The sequence below is a fragment of the Enterococcus sp. MMGLQ5-1 genome, from assembly GCF_013155265.1.
Lineage (GTDB): Bacteria > Bacillota > Bacilli > Lactobacillales > Streptococcaceae > MMGLQ5-1.
In genome coordinates this window covers 158,136-180,899 of the sequence record NZ_JABJXU010000004.1, presented here as the reverse complement: position 1 = coordinate 180,899, position 22,764 = coordinate 158,136, and the positions used below count along the sequence as shown (strand labels likewise).

At 30.1% G+C, this 22,764-nt stretch carries 30 protein-coding genes and 1 pseudogene; 7 read left to right on the top strand and 24 right to left on the bottom strand.

The window, feature by feature from the left end:
• Nucleotides 1-7: 7 nt before the first annotated feature.
• The 16 genes from HOY35_RS06250 to HOY35_RS06175 form a co-directional block, all read right to left on the bottom strand.
• On the bottom strand, nucleotides 8-520 hold the full coding sequence (locus HOY35_RS06250; RefSeq protein WP_172211418.1) for a hypothetical protein: 513 nt from the start codon (nucleotides 518-520) through the stop codon (nucleotides 8-10).
• Nucleotides 520-1,755, bottom strand: a complete 1,236-nt coding sequence (locus HOY35_RS06245) for a replication initiation factor domain-containing protein (RefSeq protein ID WP_172211416.1) — start codon at nucleotides 1,753-1,755, stop codon at nucleotides 520-522. Before HOY35_RS06245 ends, HOY35_RS06250 begins: the two co-directional genes overlap by 1 nt.
• 270 nt (nucleotides 1,756-2,025) lie before the next feature.
• On the bottom strand, nucleotides 2,026-2,340 hold the full coding sequence (locus HOY35_RS06240; RefSeq protein ID WP_172211414.1) for a hypothetical protein: 315 nt from the start codon (nucleotides 2,338-2,340) through the stop codon (nucleotides 2,026-2,028).
• A gap of 37 nt (nucleotides 2,341-2,377) precedes the next feature.
• Complete coding sequence (locus tag HOY35_RS06235; RefSeq protein WP_172211413.1) at nucleotides 2,378-3,952, bottom strand: FtsK/SpoIIIE domain-containing protein; 1,575 nt, start codon at nucleotides 3,950-3,952, stop codon at nucleotides 2,378-2,380.
• 15 nt (nucleotides 3,953-3,967) lie between these two features.
• Nucleotides 3,968-4,303, bottom strand: a complete 336-nt coding sequence (locus HOY35_RS06230) for a hypothetical protein (RefSeq protein ID WP_172211411.1) — start codon at nucleotides 4,301-4,303, stop codon at nucleotides 3,968-3,970.
• Nucleotides 4,296-4,634, bottom strand: a complete 339-nt coding sequence (locus HOY35_RS06225; protein ID WP_172211409.1) for a hypothetical protein — start codon at nucleotides 4,632-4,634, stop codon at nucleotides 4,296-4,298. Before HOY35_RS06225 ends, HOY35_RS06230 begins: the two co-directional genes overlap by 8 nt.
• A gap of 75 nt (nucleotides 4,635-4,709) precedes the next feature.
• Nucleotides 4,710-5,120 (bottom strand): DUF961 family protein, encoded by a 411-nt coding sequence (locus tag HOY35_RS06220; protein ID WP_172211407.1) that lies wholly within the window; start codon nucleotides 5,118-5,120, stop codon nucleotides 4,710-4,712.
• Nucleotides 5,120-5,470 carry a hypothetical protein gene (locus HOY35_RS06215; RefSeq protein ID WP_172211405.1) on the bottom strand — a complete coding sequence of 117 codons (351 nt, stop codon included), beginning with the start codon at nucleotides 5,468-5,470 and terminating at the stop codon, nucleotides 5,120-5,122. The genes HOY35_RS06220 and HOY35_RS06215 overlap by 1 nt, the downstream gene beginning before the upstream one ends.
• Before the next feature lie 18 nt (nucleotides 5,471-5,488).
• Complete coding sequence (locus tag HOY35_RS06210) at nucleotides 5,489-5,752, bottom strand: hypothetical protein (protein ID WP_172211403.1); 264 nt, start codon at nucleotides 5,750-5,752, stop codon at nucleotides 5,489-5,491.
• Nucleotides 5,753-5,773: 21 nt separating this feature from the next.
• Nucleotides 5,774-6,304 (bottom strand): antirestriction protein ArdA, encoded by a 531-nt coding sequence (locus HOY35_RS06205; RefSeq protein ID WP_172211401.1) that lies wholly within the window; start codon nucleotides 6,302-6,304, stop codon nucleotides 5,774-5,776.
• Nucleotides 6,305-6,360: 56 nt separating this feature from the next.
• Nucleotides 6,361-6,684: a hypothetical protein gene (locus HOY35_RS06200; protein ID WP_172211399.1), complete on the bottom strand. Its 324-nt coding sequence runs from the start codon at nucleotides 6,682-6,684 to the stop codon at nucleotides 6,361-6,363.
• 58 nt (nucleotides 6,685-6,742) lie between these two features.
• A complete protein-coding gene (locus HOY35_RS06195) occupies nucleotides 6,743-9,058 on the bottom strand; it encodes a collagen binding domain-containing protein (protein WP_172211397.1) in 2,316 nt (771 codons plus the stop codon).
• A 131-nt stretch (nucleotides 9,059-9,189) separates the two neighbouring features.
• A complete protein-coding gene (locus HOY35_RS06190) occupies nucleotides 9,190-10,227 on the bottom strand; it encodes a hypothetical protein (protein WP_172211396.1) in 1,038 nt (345 codons plus the stop codon).
• 232 nt (nucleotides 10,228-10,459) lie between these two features.
• Nucleotides 10,460-10,663 carry a hypothetical protein gene (locus HOY35_RS06185; protein WP_172211394.1) on the bottom strand — a complete coding sequence of 68 codons (204 nt, stop codon included), beginning with the start codon at nucleotides 10,661-10,663 and terminating at the stop codon, nucleotides 10,460-10,462.
• 99 nt (nucleotides 10,664-10,762) lie between these two features.
• Entirely contained in the window at nucleotides 10,763-11,026 is a 264-nt protein-coding gene (locus HOY35_RS06180; RefSeq protein ID WP_172211392.1) for a hypothetical protein, read from the bottom strand.
• Between the two features lie 150 nt (nucleotides 11,027-11,176).
• A complete protein-coding gene (locus tag HOY35_RS06175) occupies nucleotides 11,177-11,428 on the bottom strand; it encodes a hypothetical protein (RefSeq protein WP_172211390.1) in 252 nt (83 codons plus the stop codon).
• 563 nt (nucleotides 11,429-11,991) lie between these two features.
• Between HOY35_RS06175 and HOY35_RS06170 the strand changes: the two genes are divergently transcribed.
• The 6 genes from HOY35_RS06170 to HOY35_RS06145 all read left to right on the top strand — a co-directional run bounded on the left by HOY35_RS06170 (nucleotide 11,992) and on the right by HOY35_RS06145 (nucleotide 15,655).
• On the top strand, nucleotides 11,992-12,363 hold the full coding sequence (locus tag HOY35_RS06170; RefSeq protein ID WP_172211388.1) for a helix-turn-helix domain-containing protein: 372 nt from the start codon (nucleotides 11,992-11,994) through the stop codon (nucleotides 12,361-12,363).
• Nucleotides 12,360-13,232, top strand: a complete 873-nt coding sequence (locus tag HOY35_RS06165; RefSeq protein ID WP_172211386.1) for an ImmA/IrrE family metallo-endopeptidase — start codon at nucleotides 12,360-12,362, stop codon at nucleotides 13,230-13,232. The genes HOY35_RS06170 and HOY35_RS06165 overlap by 4 nt, the downstream gene beginning before the upstream one ends.
• A gap of 122 nt (nucleotides 13,233-13,354) precedes the next feature.
• A complete protein-coding gene (locus HOY35_RS06160) occupies nucleotides 13,355-13,657 on the top strand; it encodes a TIGR04197 family type VII secretion effector (protein WP_172211375.1) in 303 nt (100 codons plus the stop codon).
• A complete protein-coding gene (locus tag HOY35_RS06155) occupies nucleotides 13,651-14,007 on the top strand; it encodes a DUF3958 family protein (RefSeq protein WP_172211373.1) in 357 nt (118 codons plus the stop codon). Before HOY35_RS06160 ends, HOY35_RS06155 begins: the two co-directional genes overlap by 7 nt.
• On the top strand, nucleotides 14,004-15,392 hold the full coding sequence (locus HOY35_RS06150) for a T7SS effector LXG polymorphic toxin (RefSeq protein WP_172211371.1): 1,389 nt from the start codon (nucleotides 14,004-14,006) through the stop codon (nucleotides 15,390-15,392). The genes HOY35_RS06155 and HOY35_RS06150 overlap by 4 nt, the downstream gene beginning before the upstream one ends.
• 14 nt (nucleotides 15,393-15,406) lie before the next feature.
• Entirely contained in the window at nucleotides 15,407-15,655 is a 249-nt protein-coding gene (locus HOY35_RS06145) for a DUF1871 family protein (protein WP_172211369.1), read from the top strand.
• Between the two features lie 67 nt (nucleotides 15,656-15,722).
• Here HOY35_RS06145 and HOY35_RS06140 read toward each other — a convergent pair whose 3' ends face one another.
• From HOY35_RS06140 to HOY35_RS06115, 8 genes and pseudogenes are all read right to left on the bottom strand, one after another.
• Nucleotides 15,723-16,082 carry a hypothetical protein gene (locus HOY35_RS06140; protein ID WP_172211367.1) on the bottom strand — a complete coding sequence of 120 codons (360 nt, stop codon included), beginning with the start codon at nucleotides 16,080-16,082 and terminating at the stop codon, nucleotides 15,723-15,725.
• A 229-nt stretch (nucleotides 16,083-16,311) separates the two neighbouring features.
• Nucleotides 16,312-16,542: a hypothetical protein gene (locus HOY35_RS06135; protein WP_172211050.1), complete on the bottom strand. Its 231-nt coding sequence runs from the start codon at nucleotides 16,540-16,542 to the stop codon at nucleotides 16,312-16,314.
• 69 nt (nucleotides 16,543-16,611) lie between these two features.
• A complete protein-coding gene (locus HOY35_RS13475; protein ID WP_249641489.1) occupies nucleotides 16,612-16,920 on the bottom strand; it encodes a hypothetical protein in 309 nt (102 codons plus the stop codon).
• Between the two features lie 160 nt (nucleotides 16,921-17,080).
• Nucleotides 17,081-17,512 carry a cation transporter gene (locus HOY35_RS13470; protein ID WP_249641488.1) on the bottom strand — a complete coding sequence of 144 codons (432 nt, stop codon included), beginning with the start codon at nucleotides 17,510-17,512 and terminating at the stop codon, nucleotides 17,081-17,083.
• Between the two features lie 63 nt (nucleotides 17,513-17,575).
• Nucleotides 17,576-18,157 (bottom strand): hypothetical protein, encoded by a 582-nt coding sequence (locus HOY35_RS13465; RefSeq protein WP_249641487.1) that lies wholly within the window; start codon nucleotides 18,155-18,157, stop codon nucleotides 17,576-17,578.
• The gene (locus HOY35_RS13460; protein ID WP_249641486.1) at nucleotides 18,078-18,764 is read right to left on the bottom strand and encodes a hypothetical protein; all 687 of its coding nucleotides are present in this window, start codon (nucleotides 18,762-18,764) and stop codon (nucleotides 18,078-18,080) included. Before HOY35_RS13460 ends, HOY35_RS13465 begins: the two co-directional genes overlap by 80 nt.
• Before the next feature lie 21 nt (nucleotides 18,765-18,785).
• A pseudogene (locus HOY35_RS06120) lies at nucleotides 18,786-19,621 on the bottom strand (YitT family protein).
• Nucleotides 19,618-20,760 (bottom strand): M20/M25/M40 family metallo-hydrolase, encoded by a 1,143-nt coding sequence (locus tag HOY35_RS06115; RefSeq protein ID WP_172211365.1) that lies wholly within the window; start codon nucleotides 20,758-20,760, stop codon nucleotides 19,618-19,620. The pseudogene HOY35_RS06120 and the gene HOY35_RS06115 overlap by 4 nt, the downstream one beginning before the upstream one ends.
• 323 nt (nucleotides 20,761-21,083) lie before the next feature.
• Here HOY35_RS06115 and HOY35_RS06110 point away from each other — a divergent pair, with 323 nt between their 5' ends.
• Nucleotides 21,084-22,559, top strand: coding sequence for a helix-turn-helix domain-containing protein (locus HOY35_RS06110; RefSeq protein WP_172211363.1), 1,476 nt, complete (start codon nucleotides 21,084-21,086; stop codon nucleotides 22,557-22,559).
• Nucleotides 22,560-22,764: the final 205 nt, after the last annotated feature.

Sequence of the window (22,764 nt, the reverse complement as noted above, 5' to 3'; positions counted from 1 at the left end):
ACTCTATTTATTTAACCGTTATTCTAAATTTTTTCTCTAAATCATAAGGATAACGTTTGGTTTTATCTATTTCAGACAACAAAAAAACACCTTTATTTAATAAAGCTGCCTCAAATTTTAAATTCATTTGATAACCCTGTTTACGCAGAATATTAAAACAATATCTAAATTCTGATTGACGTTTAGTGATTTGAATACCTAATATATCCATTGTTGCATTAAAAACATAATGATAATAAATACCATCTAACAATTCTTTTGTGGTAAAATAATCTGAATCATTTTCCAAAGTAGAAAAATAACACTCAAAATCCGCTACTATTAAATCAAATTTTTTAGACAACCACGAATCAACCAATACTGTTGATACACCAACATCATGACAAAAATAAAAAATATCAGATTGATAAAAGAAGTCTTGATATTTCTGATGTAAATAATTCAAAAATAAGATTACTTCCAAATTATTTTCTGGTGTTTCATCACCTTGATAGAAGCGACCCAGTATTTTTATTGTCATTAATCAACCCCCTTTTTATCCATCATTCTTTCAAAATTCAATTGTTTTTCTTGTTGGGCAGAAAGCTCTGTTCGTTCTAATAAATCAAAGAGCCAACTTAAAAACTGTTCTCTCCCCCACAACAAATACAAAAATTTAAGTGAAGCTGCCACCTGTGTTTCTATCCAACGAATCGTTTTTTCAAGTGTCTTTTCTTCTATCTCAGAGCCAAACTTCACCTTTTTCCAATTGCCAAAAACATTATAAAAATCAGAACAATATTGTTTTCGTTTGACCCCCTTTTCATCTACATATTCTTCATAAACATCAATTCTTGATAACAATAAATTAATTGCGATTTCATCTAGTGATTTACCACCAATATACTCTTGAAAGATTGCTTCATTTAATTCTTTGCCAATCTCCAGCTCAAAGCGATTCCAGACTTTATATTCTGATACAATTTCTTCAACCGTCATATTATATTTATTAGCTAATTCATAACGTTTTTCATAAAAGCGAAGAAACAAAGGGCTACCATTACCACGAGAACCAAAACACAAAGTCAGACCTTTTCGTTCCTCTTGGAATTTCTTTTCCTGTTCATGATAAATTTTAAATTTTGTATCAACCAATCCTGCTTCACGTTTACATTTCAAATCATGTAGCTCATAATTACCATTGACTTCATCCACCATTTCATCAATAGCTAAATCTAATCGTGTAGAGTGAATTCGGTCATAGTAACCATAACCTCTATACCAACTAGGATTCCAAACTTTACTTAAAAAATCATGTAAAGATGACCCCTTACTTTCCAGAAATTCTGAAAATTCTGCGACCCCCTGACCTGTTAAATCTAATAAAATACCTTGCGAATCATCATCTGTCCGAGTAAAAACAACGATATTACCACATGAATGTTTTGTTTGATAATTATGACGACCTGTTTTTTCAGAAAAGAAATTAATTAAAGGAATACCAAGCACTTTTTCCATAATGATTTTAATTGTACCACCAAAAAAAGTGAGTTTTAGATAATCAATATGTACATGAAGTAAGGCTTTATCAGTATTGTAAGATAAGCCAAGTGCTTTATTAATTTGTATTTCACGTTCATTTGATATTAAAATTAAGCCACGTTCATATTTCGATAACGTTGGTCTAGAAATATTTACTTTTTCTGCAAAATCTCTTAAATTAAATCCTAATTTTTTTCGTAATTGCTTTAATTCCTTAGAATCAATTAAAAACACCCCCAAATAAAAAAGTAGACAAAATGATATTTTTTGTCTACTTATCTAATAACAACAAAACACTTGATATATCAACCTTTGATACAGTATATCTTATCAACAATCGACAATTTTACCACCCGTATTACCAAACGGGTGGCAGGCGAACGGCGGGACAAGCCCGCCGTTCATTACGCCCACTTTTGCGGGCAAAAGCACGCGCTTTTAATGCGCTGATCGCTTCGCTTGCGCAAAGCACGTACTTTCCCCTTGCAATTGTGCTTATGTTGTTTATAATCTATCCTCAACTGGATATTTTCGATTAAAATCATCTTCCAATAAGAAAATAGAATCAATCGCTTTAGTTAGATTTTCACCATTTATTCTAAATGTATATAATCGAGCTAATAAATCAATCTCCACATCATCTAATAAATAAACTTTTTGAGGCTGCCCTCTGACATAATAAGGGTTCGCCATATTAATTTTTTTAGTAAATCTAAATTGGGTTTGATTTTCAATCTTACGAATCCAGTCATACAAGGTTCTCAACTTTAAATCTGGAGAAATAATTTCACATACTTCCTCGACTGTATAATTTGTCATAGTCACACCGCCTTCATACTTTTATATTTTTTGAATACTACCCTACCTGCTTTTGACGTTGTTTAATTTTTTCAGAATAATCAACCTCATTCAATAATTCTGAACGTTGGCGTTGACGTTCCGCTTCATGCTCTGCTTTAAATAAACTTGCATTTTGTTTCATCATTTCCTGTTCTTGCTTAACAAAATCATCATTTAATAATTCATCAACTTCTTTCTTAGACGTTTCGTTAAGCTCAATTTCTGAAATATCTGTATATGGCATGGCTGACATAGCTTTAAAATAATCCACAAAATCAAATTTTTCGTCTACCAAAGGGGCATAAAATTCATTAGGTACACCCAAACCAACATCAATGTACCCACGTCCTTTAACACCCGACTTGTTATAAAATACTTTACCTTTCAAATCATCCCCAAAGGTCATTACATAGCCTGTATCACTCAAACGTCCCAAAGAAACTTTGCACATCAAGTTATCACGTATAGAAGAACGAATCACATCAGTACCAGCTTTTTGAGTTGCCAAAATTAAAAAGACACCTGATTGTCTTGCTTTTAAAACAAGTGGTGTCAATCGTTCATATAAATTTTCTAAACTAAATTCATCATTGAATTTAGCGCCCAGAACAGAAACAAAAGCAGCCCATTCATCAATAATATAAAATTCTGGTTTCATGCCATAATAACGATAATTTTTACCAATTGTATAATTAGGTTGACGTTTCATATAAAGATAACGTTTATCCATTAGTTCAACTGCTTCTGATAACATTGAAAAAATTTCTTTTTTATCTGAAACAACCAAATTATTAAATGAATCAAAATTGGCAAGGTCAGCTAAATCTGCATTTTTAGGGTCTGCAATATGGACTCGTCCTTCTTTACCTAAAGCTGCGATTAGAGAATAGATAAAGTATGTTTTACCACCACCTGTTCCTCCAGTAATAAGCATATGTGGCAAATCATCATAAATCCAAATCACACCTTCCATCAAAACGACACGACCATTTTGAGCTGTCAAATCTTCAAATTTAATTCGTTTACTCTGGGTATCAGCTAAATACTGAAACGTCACATAATTAGGTTCACGTTTGACATCTACTAGATCAGCTAAATACATATTTTCTAAATCACCAGATATTTTTAGAAATTTATCTTGAAATTTATTACCTAACCGAAATGTAAATTCATCATAATCACCATTTACTTTATAATAAATTTTGGTGAATTTCCTAATTTCTTTAGTTCCTTTTTCAGTCTTTTTAGTCTGTCGAATCACAAAATCATTGCTATCTAAATATTCTGCCAACCATTGCTTTTTACGCACTCTTTGAAAATAACCGCCACGATAAATACTCGATTTAATTAAAAATATAATCGTTGTCACACCCAAAATAATTATCATTAAAGTAATTAATAATGGCGATATAAGAGGTTTAAATTGATAACGCCCATTTAACGACTGAATCAGTGGATAGACAACCAAATAAAAATAAACAACTATGCCGATAAAAAAAGGCATGAACAACGTCAAACCATACTTAAATAATAAATTCTTATGAAATAAACGAATTCGCCTACCTCGATAGATAAATAATTTCTTAATCAATCAATAATCACATCCTTATCTTATTTCTTTTGCATAAATCAAAATATTTCGGTCTAAAGGTTTAAAAAAATTTTTTTCAATCATGAAACTAACAAAGCTAGCCACACGTTTAATCATCATTTCCATAGGCAATTTATTAAAATAAAGTTTAGATACCTGCGTTTTACCTTCTTTTTTATGATAATAATTTTTTGAAAAACTATATAACATTTCTTTCCTTTTGGAATGATAACAACCCTCTACAACATAAAAAATAGAATCATTAAGACTAATGATGAACGCTTGATAATCTGGTTCATCGACACCAATTAAAAAACCTAATTTCCTCATTTCATGACATAAATTAAGCATAAGCGATCATCCGAGATTTCTTTTTAACCATAAACAAGGCTTGTCTTTTATATTCTAAACGATTGCGAACGATATAAAGATTGGCAAGTTGATTATCAATAAATTCACAATCAAGATATTTTTTTCTTTTTAATTGATTAACCAATGTCATGATTTCAGCTAATATTAAACTTACTTCTTCGCACAAAAATGATAATTTTTTAAAATCATAAAAATCTAATAGTTTAGCATTAGTAGTATGGAACACAAGAAAAAAATCTGATTTTCCATCTAAGTCAATTGCTCGTTTTTCCAAATCATAAGCATGATTAATCATTGTTCTTACCTTCATCAAGTTCACTCCCTATAAAAATAAAAAGCGACTATCTTTAATTGATAATCGCTTTTTTAGAATAAAATTAATTAATTATTTATCATTTTGAATCTTGGATGATCCATTTTTTATTGGTGCAGCTGCCGTTAATTTTCCAATTTTTTTAACATCTATCGCCTTCAAAGCAACAACAATATTAGAAGTTGCATTGTTATTAATATTGTATTCAAAAACTTGACCTTCGACTAATTCAATTTCATCATCCATTTTAAAACTAGATAAATCAATTAAAGGATTATCTGCTAAATCAATTGAAACAGTAAATTCTGCCCCTTGAGTTTCTGATAAAACTTCAAAACGCACAGCAACCGCTTCACCACGTTCTCCGTCTGTTTGACGTGCTTCTTTATCGTTAAGTTGTTCCAAGAAAAATAGACGTCCAAATGTTTTTTTGAAGTCTAATAACGGTGTTAAATTACTATTTTCTACTTTAATTTTTGCCATTATTTTGCCCCCTTAACTTTAATTTCATCTGCAACAATATATCGGTCTACATAACCATTATAATCAACGACTTGACGATCACCGACTTGATGATTATTTTGAGAAACTTGACCGATTGAAAGCAATGTTGGATTAACTAATTCCAATTCTTGATTAAATTGTGTATTAATACGCTTTGCGGTTACTGGCAGCAAAACATTAAAAGCTTTTAATTCTGGGTTACGAACAGAATATTGAACAAATGTTTTTGAACTACCATCCACATATAGACGAACTCTTTCAGCACGACCATTAGCACGTAGATTACCGACTTTTTCCTGTTTAATTACTGCATTTTTTAATTCTGACATTCATTTGCCTCCATTTTTCTATAGTTTACTAGCGATTTCAGCTAATCTGTGCCCTTTACCAACTAATCGCTTGTTAAGTGTTGAGATTTCACTACTAATATGATAATAATTTCTTAATTCACGTTTTGCTTCAACCACAACTGAATCTTCATCCGTTGCGGTTTTCAATGTTGCATTTAATGCACCAGCAACCGTCCACACTTCCGCAAATTTAAATGAAGTAAGTAAATTTGATAATTCTTCTGTTAAAGCTTTAATTTTATTATGTGTTTGTTTATTCATAACATTTACGCCTCATCTTTCTTAATCGGTATACTCTACAATGCCTTCACTCGTTTCAAGATATTGACCGTTAATTCTAATATCATTTCCTAATGCTTCATAATCAATATAAGCATCTAAAGAAACACCACCTAATATCTCGATATTTTTTACATTTGTATTTTCTTGAATGTAATCCTCTGCAATATCTTTAAAATCATCAAAACCAGTAAAACTAAAATACCTACCTTCATTTTCAATAATTTGTTCTAATGTTTCAAAACCACTTGATACAACTTCTGATAAAACGCTCAATAATTTATCATCAAGATACCCTAATCCATCAACCCATTCATTTAAAGTATCAATTGAAGAATATTCACTAATTTTTAAACCATAAGGATTTTCATAATCATGAATCGCAAATTCCTCACCAAATTCTTCTACTCCCTCATCTAGTCGTAATTTAGATTCAATTTCTGAAGGACTAACTGGTAATGTGAACCAAGCCCCAAAACGTTCACCGTTATTATACTTGGCTAAATTAGTACAATAAATTCTAGTTTCTTCCATAAAAACCTCCAATTTTTAAACAAAGAAAAAAGACAATCAATAATAAACTGATTGTCTTATCCAACTAATTCATGAATTAAATAATAATATTTCTTACATGTACCAATTAAAATAATTTTATCGTTATCATAACCCTCACGTTGTTTCAATTCAGCAGAAAGCAAATCTAATTTTGCAATCAAATAGGATAACGATTCTTCCATTTCATTTGAATATTTTTTAAAAGTAATTAAATTTAAACTATCAATACTTTCATCTAATATATTCTTTTGTTTCAAAGTCAAATTTAGACCTTTTAAATCATAATACTTTTCAATTTCTTTCTTGACATCATTTACCACAAATTGCGCATGATGACAAAATGTTGATATGTTAGTCAAAATCAACTCTCTTTCCAATACAACAATAATAAAGCTAAAAAATACTCAAACACCTCAATTAAGAAATGTTTTTATTATTATGATATTTTTTCTTCAAAAGAAAAACCCCAGTCACTACAGCCAGAAGTAAGATACCACCACCAACTAAAACAATATTTGACGATTCATTCATCGTAGGCAAACTTGATTCTGGTGTTTCTTTAGGATAAATGCCTTGTTCTTGGTCTTTACCGTCAAAATTATGCTCTGTGTCTTTGTTACCGTCTTTATCGTAGCCAATTTCTTTAAAATAGAAAGTTGTACCCTTTGGATAAGCGCCAGTATCTACTTTTTCAGTTACAACTGTTTTAGTTAATTGGCTATCAGATACTTTATAATCAATCTTGCCCGATTTCCAAATATCTTTTTCAGTACCATCTGGCAATTTTGCGACTAAAATCGTTTCAAAAGCACGATCAGTACCGTCTAAAATATCTTCGTGAGTAATTTCAACATCATCATACATATTGACCGTATCACCTGCAGTAAAGTATTGTGAGCCATCTTCAAGATGTGCTTTTGTTTTAATTGTTGTTTTAGGATTTTTTACATCAATTTTATTGTTTTTAATTATGACTTTTGTTGTTTCACCGTCTTTAATCTCAATAATTTTAGTTAATGTTTCTGATTCATTTTGCGTATAACCGTCAGAATACTTCACCTCAACAACTTCATACTTGCCAGCAATTAATTTATCAATTGTAGCGCTGTCAACAGTCGTAATCGTATAAAGTACATCTTTGTTATACGTAGAAAGACCACGTAATAAAAATTGTGTATTCGGAATAACTTTACCAGTTTCACTATCAACTTTTTCTAAGTTAAAAGTACCAGTTTTTAAGTCGTTATCCAACGTTCCCATATCTAAAGTAAACACTTTAGTTTTGTTAGTGCTGTCATATGGAATTGTGAAAGTTGCTTGATTATCATACAACGGACGATAATTTTCAGGCACATCACGCTCAACTAATTTATAAGTGTTTTGATTACCGATATAAATATCTTTTGTAGATTCAAAATCACCATTTTCATTTGTCGTAAATGTGTCCGCAGCTTCACCTTTTTTAAGAACAGTTTCACCGTCTGGACGAGTAATATCATTTTGAGCCACAACATCAAACGTTACATTTGATAAAGGTACTTTATCATAAACTGACTTGCCTTGTTTTTCAGATTCAGAAGCATTATATACTTCTTTGTCTTTATGCCCTTTGACACGTCCTTTTTGTGCTTCATTGTTCATTGATAATGTAATGGTTTCACCAGCTTTGATTTTAGCTTTAATTGGTGTTTCATTTAAAACATAACCGTCAAGGGTTTTAACTTCGGTGTAAGTGACTTCAGTATCATGTAAAAATTCTTTATCAATAAAGCCGATACCTTTATCATTTGTTTTAACATCGTAATCTTTACCGTCAACTGTCATTTTAAATTGAACATTAGCCATAGGCTTGCCTGTTTCTTCATCCAATTTTTGAACCTGTGATTTACCTGTTTTAACAACTTTAATATTAATATCAAAATAATTTGGGTCATTAATTTTTGCGACCATTAAAGTCTGACTACCCGATTTTTGATAAACAACAGAAGTACCTTGAGCAAGAGTTTTCATCAATCGAAATTTACCATTTTCATTAGAATTTTTATTCGGTGTAATTGTTAATTGATTACCATTAATAGAGTAATCAACATTTGCATTACTTGATGGTGTCAATGAATTAAATTCAGATAAATTCGTATTATTAGTATCTGTTAAAGTCACAGATTCACCTAATTTTACAGTAACCGTCTGACCGTTAAAGCTTGGCTTTTTATTGTAATTATCAACCGCTTGATTAATTTGTGCTTTAGCATTTTGAAAATCGGAATCACTAAAACCGTCAATACCATATACTTCAATACCATTCACAGCTTCCCAAATCATCGTTTGAGCTACAAAATAGTACCACTTGTCTGTACTAACTGTACTCCATAAAGTCGCAATTTGTTCAGCACGAGCTGAAAGGTCTGTACGATCTTTACCGATATACCCCGTATTCATACCTAAAGGAATTAAAACTTCTGGCTCAATACAAAACGCAACTTCCTCTTTACCATTCGATTTAACCACTAATTGCCCTGTATCATGCACACCAGTCGAAGTCAGAACTTTAACATATTCTCCCGGAACATTTACATATTCTGCGATTGTATCCGCACTAACTGACTGTGATTGCCATGTACTCACACCAATCTGAGTAACTAACAATGCCAATGCGAATAATACTTTTTTCTTTGATTTAACTAAGCTACCTGTATAGCTCATAAAATCAGATAACGCTTGATTTATTTTCATTTTTTCTCCTCTCAATCATCAAAGTTTAATTTGATAATTTCTAAGAGGGCGAACGTATACCAAACATTGAATCACTCCTTTTTTAGACAACAAAAAAAGGACTTAACTAAAAGTCCTTAATTTATATTTTATTAATATGGGCGAATCCAACCCTCACCATTACCTGTATAACCACTATAACCATTATCGGCTATCCAATCCATTAATTCACCGCTTCCCTCTGGATAAGGCGCACGAATATAGCCAGCATTCAACCATTTTTGGTCGTCAGACACGACAGCACCATCACCATTAGAAGAACTACCCCCAGCATTACTAGAGCCACCACCTGTATTTTGTGAAGCACTACCATTATTAGTAGTATCACCATTATTTACAGTTTGCCCACTAGCATTAAAAGTCGTACCAGCCGATGAACTACCAGCATTATAGCTTGGTGTATAACCATTTGAAGCAGTAGCAGCACTTGTAGAGCCAGTCGCACCATTTTTAGTTGTCGCATTTGATACAGCTTCACTAGCTGAGTTTTCTGCTTGTGCTTGTTCAGCTTGCGCTTTTTGGGCTTCATCAGCTTTAGCTTTTTCTTCGGCTTCTTTTTTAGCCTTTTCAACATTTGCCTTATCATCAGCAACTTTTTTAATTTGAGCTTTAGCGTTTGTCTTAGCATTTTCTAAAGCTGTTTTAAAATCACTTTTAGATAATTTATCAAGATTAACTTCATCAACTGTTTTACTTGTCAAACCGTCTTTAATCGTTTGATTAGTTATTTTAGAGCCATTTAAAACAGCTGACTTAAATAAACTATTCGTTTTAACCTGTAAATCAAATTTTAATTGAATCACAATTAAATCATTTAATAACTTTTGATAATCTGAATCTGATAAATTTGATTGTTTAGACTTAACTTTTTGATTCACTTTATCAATTTGTTCTTGTGTAATATCAGCTACTAGATAATCTTTATCTGTTAAAGCAGCTACAATTTTTGATAATCCGTTATAAGTGCTATCTTGTAATTGCTCAATCTTTAATTGTGCTTGTGTTTCTTGGCGTTTCTGATATGCAGATACTCCAAAACTACCACCTAGAATAATTACAACACCAGCAATCAATGCAATTTGTTTCTGTTTTTTATTCAATCCCCTAATCGTATCTAATACATTTTTCATAAAATAACCTCCGTTAATTAATTTTATCATATTTTTAAAATAACATATTATAATTTCAATAAGTTTAATATAAAATATCCAATAATAATAACATTTGAAAAATATAACATCTTAATTGTGTATTCATGATATTCTTCATTTCCTAATTTAAAATATTGATTTAAAGCAAAATTCCCAAAAATTTGAATTATTATCAAACTTAATATTGTAATTAATATAACCAATTTAGACATCATTTAACCACCTTTCTTATAAACAAAGGCTCTGGATAAATTGGATTGCGTAACTGATCTCTTTCTTTATTAGTAACCTCATTACTTATTTTTCTTACATAAGTGGGATATTGAGCAACTAACAATCGGTGTGCTTCACATTTAATTTTATGTTCCGCATACACTTTACCAGTAACCCAACCAACATATTGATATTGATACATTTTCTCTCCGTTCTATAAATCACCCCCAGTGATTTTATATTTATTTTTTCCAATAAAAAAAGACTTGCTAGAATTAACAAGTCTAATCAACAAATATCATTATTCAAAATGCGCTAGTTTACAAATTCTTACATCTACATCGTCAATTAACCATTTAATTGGCAAGAAAATAGAACCTCCAATTGCTTCACGCTCTATTGCAAATTCGCTAATATTTGAAGGCAAAATACATAAACCATATTTTGCAGATTCAATGACTAAACCAACAAAACTCCCCTCATTAATTCCACAATTTGTTTCATAAGAGTATACACTTACTAAATCACCCTCTGTTAATTCTTCAACTTCAAAAACTTGTTGCATAACTTCCTCCAATTCATAACAAAAAAAAAGACTTACTCAATCAAGCAAATCTAAACGACAACAACATTATTAATATTTTTAGCACAAGTAATCTTTACATAGGCAACTGCCCCAAGCGGTATAGCTTGATTTAAAGGATACTTAAAATAGTTAGTTTGAAAATCTTGGTAAAAACATTGAATCAAAAATTTTGTTCTCACGATCAATATTATTTTGAATTCCTACAATATCGTGTGTAAAATTTTCACTATCTGCATTTAATAAATCATTTAATTTTAAATCAAAATGCTTTACTGCAAGTTTTAAATCAATAATTAAACCAATACGGTCAAATAATAACAACCCCTCTTTCTCAGCTCTTTCAACAATTTCAGAGATTAAATTCATTTTTTCTCTATTCATATAATCCTCCTTTTTTTCAAAATAAAAAGCCTACATCATAATGTAAGCCGATAAAATAATGTAACTATATAAGTAACGAGAATCGAACTCGAAAAATACACCAGCACTTACTTAATAAATAATTAAATAGCAATTTCTTGCTACGGAGTGGAACTATATCACGTGAACCTAACCCCTAGATTTTGTTTTGGAAGAATCTAAACTCCCCAAAGTTTTTTACTTTACTCTTGATTTTTATATATCGAGAACTGTATAATTAAAGTGTCTAAGTTTTAACTAACAGTTCTTTGATAATCAGAAAGAAAGTATCTGCTTTGTTTCATATTTGGTTGTCAAGGAACATTTTTTTAATTGAAAAACTTAAGTTAATTCTCTTTTATCTGCAAGATTCCTATTTTTCCTTGTAATTAACTTGAAAAATTTAAGGAATTATTCTCAGTCGATAAATTTGAACTAGCTATATTTTTTTAATTAATTTTATAGCTTTTGGCTATATTCATATAATAGCTTATAGCTATATTAGTGTCAACTACTTTTTTAAAAAAATTTAAAAAGGAGATAAAATGTTTTCAGAACGATTAAAACTATTACGTTTAGAGGCTGGATTAACTCAAAAAGATATTGCTCAACAACTTAAAATTTCCCAACCTTCTTATGCTGACTGGGAAAGAGGCAAAAAAAATCCAACTCAAGATAAACTAACTATTATTGCTAAATTTTATGATGTGTCAGTTGATTACTTACTCGGTAATACAGATGATAAACATTCTGATAAGAAAAATTTGTCTACTTTTGATATTCTTTTCAGAAAAACTTCAAAAAATTTAAATGAACGTGAACAAAAAGAGCTTAAAGAGGATTTAGAAGCATTTTTAGCAGAGCGTTCAAAAATACTTAAAGAACGAAAAAAGCAAAAAGAGGATGATAATATTTGATAAATACTTACTATGAAGTATTAGGAAAAGCTTATTCTGCCCTCTACCAATTTATAAAATTATATGACATATCTACAAAAGAATATTCATATCATGATTTTTTTACCTTTCAAACAGAGCAGAATCAAATTGAAGTACTAACTCATCATTTTAGAAATAATAGTGTATCTGGGTTATTTATAAATAATAAAGAAGGTATTTCAATTTCATATGAAAAAAGTCACCCAACAACTAGGCAAAATTTTACAAAATGCCATGAATTAGGTCATTTTATGTTAAAACATTCAGGAGGATATTTTACTGAAAATAATGTTAATAATAATGAATTAGAGGATCTTAAAGAAATTGAAGCAAACTTTTATTCTGCATTTATACTCATGCCTGATATTGTTTTGTTACAAAAAATTGGATATGAAAATAAGACATTTAATTCAGTTATGTTTGAGCTAGAAGTTTCACAAGAAGCTCTACATAATAAATTAATGGATACACTACAATACAAATGCAATCTTAATCGTAAATTAGCATTAAATATTGTCATGAATTATCGCAAGGGGAATAATCATGCTATTCTAAAATACTTATCATTGATAAAAGAAAATATTATTAGTGAATATTATCAGATCCAATACAGTCCCGAAGAAAAATTACTAAAATTGATGAAAGAAAAAAATTTCATATCTAATTTTGATATGAAAGAATTGAATGATGATGAGTTTAAACAACAAATTAAAAATAAATTCAATCATATTGGTGCTTGGGGATATTATGACAAGGGTAAAAGTATTTCATATGCTTTTGATAAAAATAAGCTGGCTGACAAACAAGCACTACAAAAAGCTAAAACAATATTGATATTAAAACATTGATAACTATTTTGAAATAATGATTTTCTTTATACTCTAATACAGTAATTAAACACTAAAACGATTTTTAAAAATAAATTATATTTTACTTAAACAAGTCATTAAAGTTAGACAGGAGATTAATTATGGCAGGTATAAGCAGTGATTTAGGTAACGCACAAGCAAAAGCGACCGCCTTAAAAAATGCAACTGAAAAATTAGAACAAACTCACACAGTTACTACAGATACTAAGACGACTATTTCGGGTAATACAAACGCACAAGAAGTTATTCAGCAAGCTAAGAATGCCACTACTCAAATCTCAGAAGCGATTTTAACAGCTTCTGACAGCATTCATAGCGTTGCTAAGGAATTTGAAGCAATGGATCAAAAAGCTAGTCAAGAACTCTTTCAACCTAAATATAGTGTTGGTGATTTTGCATGGTAAAAAGGTTAGATGAATTAAAACAAAAAGAACAACACCTTTTAGAAACAGAGTTAGATTTAAAGATTGAGCATCAAAAAGTAGAACAAATCGAAACAGATTATTTACAAAATTTCAAAGAAGCTAATAATTTACTTGAAGAATTACGTTATTTCTATCAAGAGAGTGAAAATCAAACCTTTTATGAATCCGTTCAAAATGAATTAAATTATCAAGTTTCTCATGCATTTAATGAAATAGACGAACTTAAAACAAGTCAATATCAAACTAAACGACAAATTGAAAATCAATTAGATGATATTGCTTATGAAAGAAATAAAGTAAACCAAAATGAACAGGAGCGACAAACATGAGTATTGATATGTATTTATCTGATTCAAAAAAGCAAGCAAGTAGTGTCAGTACAATGTGCAAGTCACAAGTTGAGGGCTATGAGAATTTACAAAAAGCAATCAATGATTTTGTTCTTAATAGTATGCAGCTTAAAGGAAAAACCTACGATTCAGCCAAGACCTATTTTTCTGGTGTTTTGTTACCTTTATCAAAAGGTGGTATGCTTCTATCGGAAGCGGTTGAAAAAGCGGTCAAGAAATTTCCAGAGGATTATGTCGCGCAGGTTGATAGCTGTAGCTTAAAAGAATCAAAGCTAGAAGAACAGATTCAACAAGCTGATACTGCAATTAATCGGATTAATGCGATTAGAGAAAGTATCTCTAAGTTAGATTCTAAAGACTTTAATACAACTGTTATGTTGGTAACTAATAGTGCAGTATTAGGCATTTATAATCAAATCAAACAAGATTTAACAGAAAAGCTTGAAAAATTAAGACTTTTCAATGCGACCTCACCAACTATTTTTTCAGAGATTGCCTCTTTAACTGAAGCAATCAATCAAGGCATTGCGCAGACTAAAACTGCTTTTAATGCTAGTACAGGTACTTTTACCATGCCTAGCCAAGAAAATATGGCATGGGCTAGGACGATTAATGATAAATGGGATAATCAATCTGAAACTAAAACTGAAATTAAGATAAAAGAATATCCAATTGACAATCAAGGTAATACTGAAAAAATTTACGAAGTTTACGTTAATGGTATATTTGATGAAAAACAAACAGCCAATCTTAATTGGATGATGGCTAAGGAAAGTTTTAAAGCAGGGATTCATTTTTATGCGGAATTTCTTGCAATCAATGATATTTATAGATTATTATATGGTAAAGATTGGTTAAGTGGAGATGAAGCTAGTCGTGCAGAAGCTGCGGCTTGGTTAGCACTCTCTGCTATTCCAATTAGCAAATTAAGTAAAATAGCAAAAGAATTAAAAGCTGGCAATAAGCTTCTAAAAGGTGTATCTTTAACTGAAAAAGAATTAAAGATATTACAAGAAGCTGGTTATTTTGATGAAGTGGTAGGTAAAAATATTGTTAAAAAAATTCCAATTGGAACAGATTTTGGTAAAATGGGAACTTTAGTAGAAAATCCAAAAATCAATGTTAACTGGAACGAATATGCTGAACATGGAATGTCTAGATTAAAAGAAAGAAACATGTCACAAGAAATGGTTGATAATATAGTAAAAAATGGAAAAGTTTTATCTCAAAATAATGGTGCAAAATTTGCTTATATAACTCCAGAAGGGGTGGCTATTGTAAGTAAAGAAGGTAAATTAGTAACAGCTTGGGGCAAAGATAATTTTGATAAAGAAATGACTGAATTAATTAATAAACTATTCTAAAATAAGGTGAGAAAATGTATAATACGATTGAAAAAATAATAAATGCATGGGATCCTGTGGATTTATTCCCAATGGCACCAAAAGACGAATATAAATCAGAAATAAATAAAATTATTAATTTATATAAAATGAATAAAAATATTTCTATTGATGAATTGGCTAAAGAAATATCAATTATTTTTAAAACCTCTTTTGGTGAAGAATTAATTTTTAAAAATAATGAAAGAGAAGTTGCTCAACAAATTATTGAACAATTATTTTAATAATACGACACAATAAAAGCTCATAATTTTGAATTATGGGCTTATCTTTATTATTTAATTTCAATAATTATTTTTTATTCATTTCCCTTTTAATTGAAGTATATGCTTCACTATCTTTTTTAACGTAAGTTTCCTTACTGCCATCTTCAAATATAAAAATACCGTTATCTAAAGAGAACGAAACAGATTTTCCATTTGCAGTTATTGTTTTTGTATCAAAATTAATAGTTGCCTCTTCTTCACCATCACCATAATCATGATACCAAGTGTTACCCTTGATTCTCATTGTAACTTCATCATCTAATCGTGTACCATTTTCATAAACTCTGTAATAATCACCATCTGTACTAGAAGTAGAATTGCATGCTGTCAAAAATAAAAAAAAAAAAACAAATAAAATACTTAAAAAAATTCTTTTCTTTTTCATAAACCCTCCTAATATTAGAATTATAGCATAATAAAAATGTTAATATTTTTATACAAAATACAACTTATAATTACCATTAATTATAACCTTTATTTTATTAAAAATATAAAAAAAGAGTAAGTATATTCCAATATCTTGCGTTACCAAAAAGTTACCAAAATTTCCATTTTTAATGTTTTTTATAATTAGTTTAGCTCGTAAAAACACTGATATATCAACATTCAATCTTTTAAAAATATGGTATTACATCACTAAATTCATTTAATAAATTGGTTAGTCGATTAATTAATTCTTCATAAATATCAGAATACTCAGTGATATCCAAATTTTGTATAATATCTTTAACTAAATTTTTAAGTACTAGCTGATATTTTTCAGCATTTCTCTCGGTGTTTGGCATTCCTAAAATAATGGTTACTGCTGGATTTTCTCTATAATAACTAAATTCCAATGCTTTCATATGTATTCCTTCTTTCTTTATTTTTTTTTGAAATATATTTTGATTAATCAGGATAATCTTAGAACATAATTAATTTGCCCACTTAATATTGCACATAAAATTAAGATTAAACCAAATCGATTCATTAATAATTTGATTTTTAATCTCTGCTAACAATTCACTTCTTAATTGATCCTGTTGTACAACCGAATCGTATTGACTATTTGGTTGAATAATAATGTCTAACTCTATAATCAATTGATTGCCTACTTTTGCGGTTCTTAAAAGAAAAGTTCGGATAGCTTTCCTTTCAAAATTTTTTCTGACAATGACTTCAATTTTTCTTCTTAATTCAGATTTTGGAGCCGCACTTGTTAATTCTAGAATCGCAGTTTTCAATTCCTTAATCGCTAAACTGATAAATGAAACGGTAATGAAAATTGAAATCGTTGCATCGATATAGGGTGTGATAAAATGCCATTGAATACGTAAAACTATTTCTGAAAAAATAAATGAAGCAGTAACCCCAAGACTAAAGAAAAAACCAAAGCGCCATTGTTCAATTTCTAATTGTATAAACGGGTGTTCTAATTTTTTTTTTTAGAAATTGCCAAAATAGCCAACAACTAATCATTCCGAATGTTGAAATATAAAGACCTGTTGATTTATTTTGAGCGATTTCTACACTATGTAATGAACGAACCACATCAATAAGTCCATAGATAGAAATAGCGAGAATTAATAGGTATTGAACAAACATCATCAAAGGAATAAAGGCTTCCTTTCCAAACGGAAAATTTTGGAAGTCTTGTTCTTGGACATACTTTACTAAGTAAAATGTAATAATTGACATTGCTGCACCAATCAGAGTATAAGAACCATCGAGAATCAAAACATTAAAGTTTAATATTATGCCGATAATCACTAACAAAATACCATAGATTAATCCAAATAGGGCGGATTGGCATAATGGTTTCTTTATTGACTTCATTAATTTTCTCCTTTAATCCTTTGAGAAATAGTAAGATTTAGTAAATCGAAATTTCCTTATTTATTACATCATTAACGATACTAGTATGCCACCGACAATTACAGAGGTAATAGTCATTGTTGAAAAACCGCCAGTTACCATAATTGGTAACATCTGATTTGTGATTATCTCAACTTCGCTCTCTGTTTCACCAACTGATTTAGCTGCTTCTTGAGGTAAAACCATTGTTCCAGGGAAACCAAATAGTGTTGTTAAACCAACTGCAATCGAAAGCATCGGTGAGTATCCCACAATTTTACCTAAAACAAACGAAACGGCAACAATAATTGACACACCTGCAATTAAGAAGAAGAGTATTGGTTTAATTAATCCAATCAAATCCGCTGGTACAATGTCAGCTAATGGGCCAAAAGCAATAACCATGATAGAAATCATCAATAGCCCGAAAGAATCTGTTTTGGCAAGTGCATTTGGTTTTAATATTTTAATTTGTCGTAAGAAAATAACTAAAAGTAATGCAATGACAAACATATTAACATGTCCGTTAGTTAGACCACTTAAAAAGCTAGCGAGACAGACTGTTGCGCCTAATAAAAATAGTGTGCCATAGGCAGTTTGCAGTGCTTGAGGAATAATCAGTTTCAACTGCCTGTTCTTTTTCAGTCGCTAATTCGAACTTGCCTGAACGATAATCTTTTTTAATTCGTTTTGCCTCAAGTTTTAAAATATTGGATCCAACTAAGAAACCAATCAAGTTTTTAAGATTTAAAATCAACAATGGTAAAACTGCTAGTAAATATCCAGAATATTGTCCTAAGTCTGTACCTGAACTCATTAAATCTGATATTGTTTCTTGTACCATCAAAACTGAAAGTGAACCGCCAGTAATTGCTGCTGTTCCTGCAATGGCAACATTTGAATCAAAGAATAACTTACTCGTAAATAAAATAATTAGCGTTAATAGAACAACTGTTCCGACACCGACTAGAAATGTTTTCCACTGTTCTTTGAGTTCTTTTAAACTCATTGTTGTCCCTAAATGCACAATGACAACACCAATCACTGCGTTTCCAATTCCTAAAAGACCCGAATCACTAATTAAATCATGAGGAAAAATATCAGTTGTAAATCCCACTAAAAAAATGATTGACGCGACTAAAAGCATTGAAACTAAAGCTTTCGATTTTTCTGAAATAAATTCTCCAATAGTCCAAACCAGCATGACTATTGTAAAAGCTATAAATGGTTGCATAATCTCTCTCTTTTCTTTTTATTATTGTATTGGATGATAGGTAAATCCTTCACCATGTACTTCTGAAACGTTATAGGTGATTAAAAAACACTTTGGATCTACTTCGTTAATTAGATTGCGAATTGAGGGATATTCTTGATTGTCTACAATCATTAAGATCATATTCCGATCTTTTAAATGATTTCCACCTTTAGCATTGAAAATCGTCATCCCACGATTGACTTGTTCCCGCAGTACTATTCTAATTTCTTCCGTACGATTCATACTGATAACCATAATCGCTTTTTTCCGCCGCAAACCAGTTTCTATATAAGTCATTACAATCGAAGTAATGCCAATTGATAAAATCGAAAAAAGGAAGGCTTCAAAACCAAAAACAGGAATGGTTAATAAAACAATTACTGCATCGGTAGCTAACAACCCAATGGATGGATTTAAATTAAAATATTTTTTGAATATAAGGGGGGGATTGTGGTTCCACCACTTGAAGCTTGTATCATATAAAGGATCGATACCCCTGCGGCAAAAATCACGCTTCCAAAAATAACAGATAGTAATCGATCTTGGGTAACCATTATTTCAGGTATTGATCCTAAGATAATTGGAAAGGTGATACTTCCTACAAGTATATTAAGAAATACCGCTTTTCCCAAAAAGAAGAAAGCCAGAATAAGCATCAAAATATTAATGACAAGTACCGTTTGACCGCGATTAATACCAGTGACGGATTCAACTAAAATACCAATACCACTTGCCCCTCCAGCTGCAATATGATGCGGACTTAGAAACAAATTGATACTAAGGCTTAGCAATGTTACAGCGAGGAGAATTTTAAAAAAATTAATGATTTGTTTCATTCGAGATATTCCTCTCTCAATGCATTTTGTGCCAAAGTAATAACGAGATTCACCGCTTTTTCAAGCTCATTAATCGATACAGTTTCGTCAATCGTATGAATTTTGTCATAACCAATAGATAAATTAACTGTATTTCTACCTTGTAGTTGGAAACTATTTGCATCACTACCGCCACCACTGACTTCCTCTGTCATTTGCAATGATAATTGAGTGAGTGATTCTTTTAATAGTTTTATTGCTGGTTCGTGACTAGTCACCTTGAATCCTTCAGCTAATTTTGTGGTAGTAATAGTCGCAACCGTTCCTGTTTTTCCAGCTGCTTTTTGAAATGTTGTAGTGATGTTTTCTAAAAATCTTAAGGCTTTATTATCAGATATTGAACGAACTTCTCCGTATATGATAATTTCATCCATAACAATATTTATCGCTTCACCACCTATGACTTTGCCGATATTTGCAGTCGTTTCTTCATCAATTCGTCCGTTTTGAATCGATGGTAATGTTTCAGTCAATGTGGCAATTACTGATTGGCCTTTTTCTGGTTCTAGACCAGCATGGGCGGCTTTACCATTAATTTTCACTGTATAACTATATAGGTGTGGGCTACCTACAGTTACATGACCGACTTCATGTGGACTATCTAAAACATAACCGACTTTTGCATCTAATAGTTCTGAATTTAGGGCACTTGAACCAATAAGTCCAATTTCTTCTCCGGGAGAAAAGACAAACTCTAATGGTGCTGTTTCAATCCCATTTTCTTTAATTCGTTTGAGCGCTTCAAAGATGATTGCAATACCAGCTTTATCGTCTGCGCCTAAAATAGTTTGTCCTTTGGAATATAAATTCCCTTCTCTTTCAACGACTTGGATTCCTTTACCAGGAGCAACAGTATCTGTGTGAGCTGAAAAAAAGATAGGTTTTTTAGTGGGATTTCCTTCCCATTTTGCGATTATATTATTGCCACCTAAATTTGTTATTTTCATTGAATTATCTTCAACAAAAGGTATATCTAATTTTTGTAATTGTTTTTTTAAATAATTATGAAATTCACATTCTTCACCTGATTCAGAATCAATTTCAACCATTTCAATAAATGTTTCTACTAGACGCTTTGTATCTTGTTGTGTATTTTTCATAAATATTCCTTTCCATTCATAGATGACTTTAGAATTACTGTTTATCATCATGTTGCAACTGATTTTTTTAATTGAATAAAAATAACCTGAACAATAGTTCTTTATTTAATTATTTTAAAAATTATTGGCATTATTATTAAGTATGTACGTACATAATTAGTTTATGAAAATTAAATTTATTCATTAATTTACTTATTTATAGTTGTTTTCTCAGTTGCCTATGCTATATTATCATCAGAAAATAATAGAACCTATCTACTATTTTTGTATACCGCAAGACAGAAAATGTATATTTTTTTTATTAATTAAATTAGGAGGTAGCTTTGATTCCAAATTATTTAAAAAGAGAACTACTTGTTTTATTTTTTATCATAAATAAAAAAGATACTTCACTAAATGAAGTATCTGAAGAATTTGGTATTTCTAAACGATTGGCCAAATCAACGCTTTTGACCATTAATGATCATTTTGTTGATTATTTGGCATTAGAGAATTTTTTTGTTTCAACGAATCATGGTTCAATCTATGTCAATGATGCTTTTAAAAATTCTGCGGTCAACTATGCCTATCTTTTAAAATTATCATTACTTCAAACCAATATATGCTTTAATTATTGTATTATTTTAATTACTAATTATAAAATCCAAAAAGATGATTTATTAGATCAATTATTTATCTCCGATATTTATTTGGCAAAGTTAACTGCACAATTAAATCGTTATTTTAAATCGTTTAAATTTAAAATTGTTATATCAGAAGGGTATTATTCCTTAAAAGGTGATGAAGTCAACATTCGACTATTTTCTTATCTTTATTTACAAGATTCTTTTCAAGATTTGGAATGGCCATTTACAACAATTTCCCTAGATGAAATTAAAGAAGAAATACCAAAAGAAATCTTAAAAGCGGATGAAAAAAAATCGAATACCAAGAAACGCTCACTCTATATTTTATATGCTATTTTAAAAATAAGAATTAATGGTGATTTTTTTATTATTCTCCATGAATCAAAGGATTTTCAGGACCTTTTGAATCTCATTAAAAATAATTTTGATATTGCTTTAATTTTCAAAAGAAATATCTTTAAAATTGCTTCAGAAGAAAAAATTTTAACAGAAATTCTTTATTTTAATTTTCTTGCTCGAATTTTTATCGCAGATGTGGTACCAACTAAACAAAAAATAGCTATGGGGAAGATTTTTTCTCAATCAGCCAATCCTTACTGTACGCTTTCTGTAAAGATTATCAATCAAATTCAATATAGTAAACTTGGAAATTTACCTTTGCATCACAGATATCTGTGCATTTATTTTTTGACCATTTTTAATACTTTTTATGGTTTAGTTAATACTTCATATGATACATTGACTGATCTATTCATTCCTAATATTACTTATTACTTAACAATAAAAAACAAAATGATGGATGCAATTAAAACTGGTGTTACTTCAATTATTCACGATAAGAAACAAGCACATTTAGTTAGTAGCTTATTATATAGCCTTTATCGGTCAGAAATTAAAACATCTTTAAAGATTTATCTCCAAATGACTAAAGATTTTACAGCAGATTATTTCATTACTAATCGTTTACAAAATCTATTTAATGCCAAAAATATTCAGATAACTACAGATTATATTAGTGCAGATCTGATAATTACTGACACACTTGAACGTTCTGAAAAAGGAACACTTATTTTTTTTCTTAATGATGTCAATAATGAACAAAGCTGGGATGAATTGTTAGTACTTGTACAGAATTTATACAAAGAAAAATTAGCTGAAATTTATTCTTTCTAACTTTTCATTCCAAATAATATCAGTTAACAAAATTGTATTGGAAATACAAAACGAAAGAAGTAATGATGTACGGTAATACACTAAAAGAGATTCGTCAGGGAAAGAGAATGACACAAAAAGAAGTCTGCGAAAATATCGTAACTTTAAGTTATTATTGTCGTATTGAAAGAGAAATAGGCATTTGGCCAATATTATTTTTTTATGC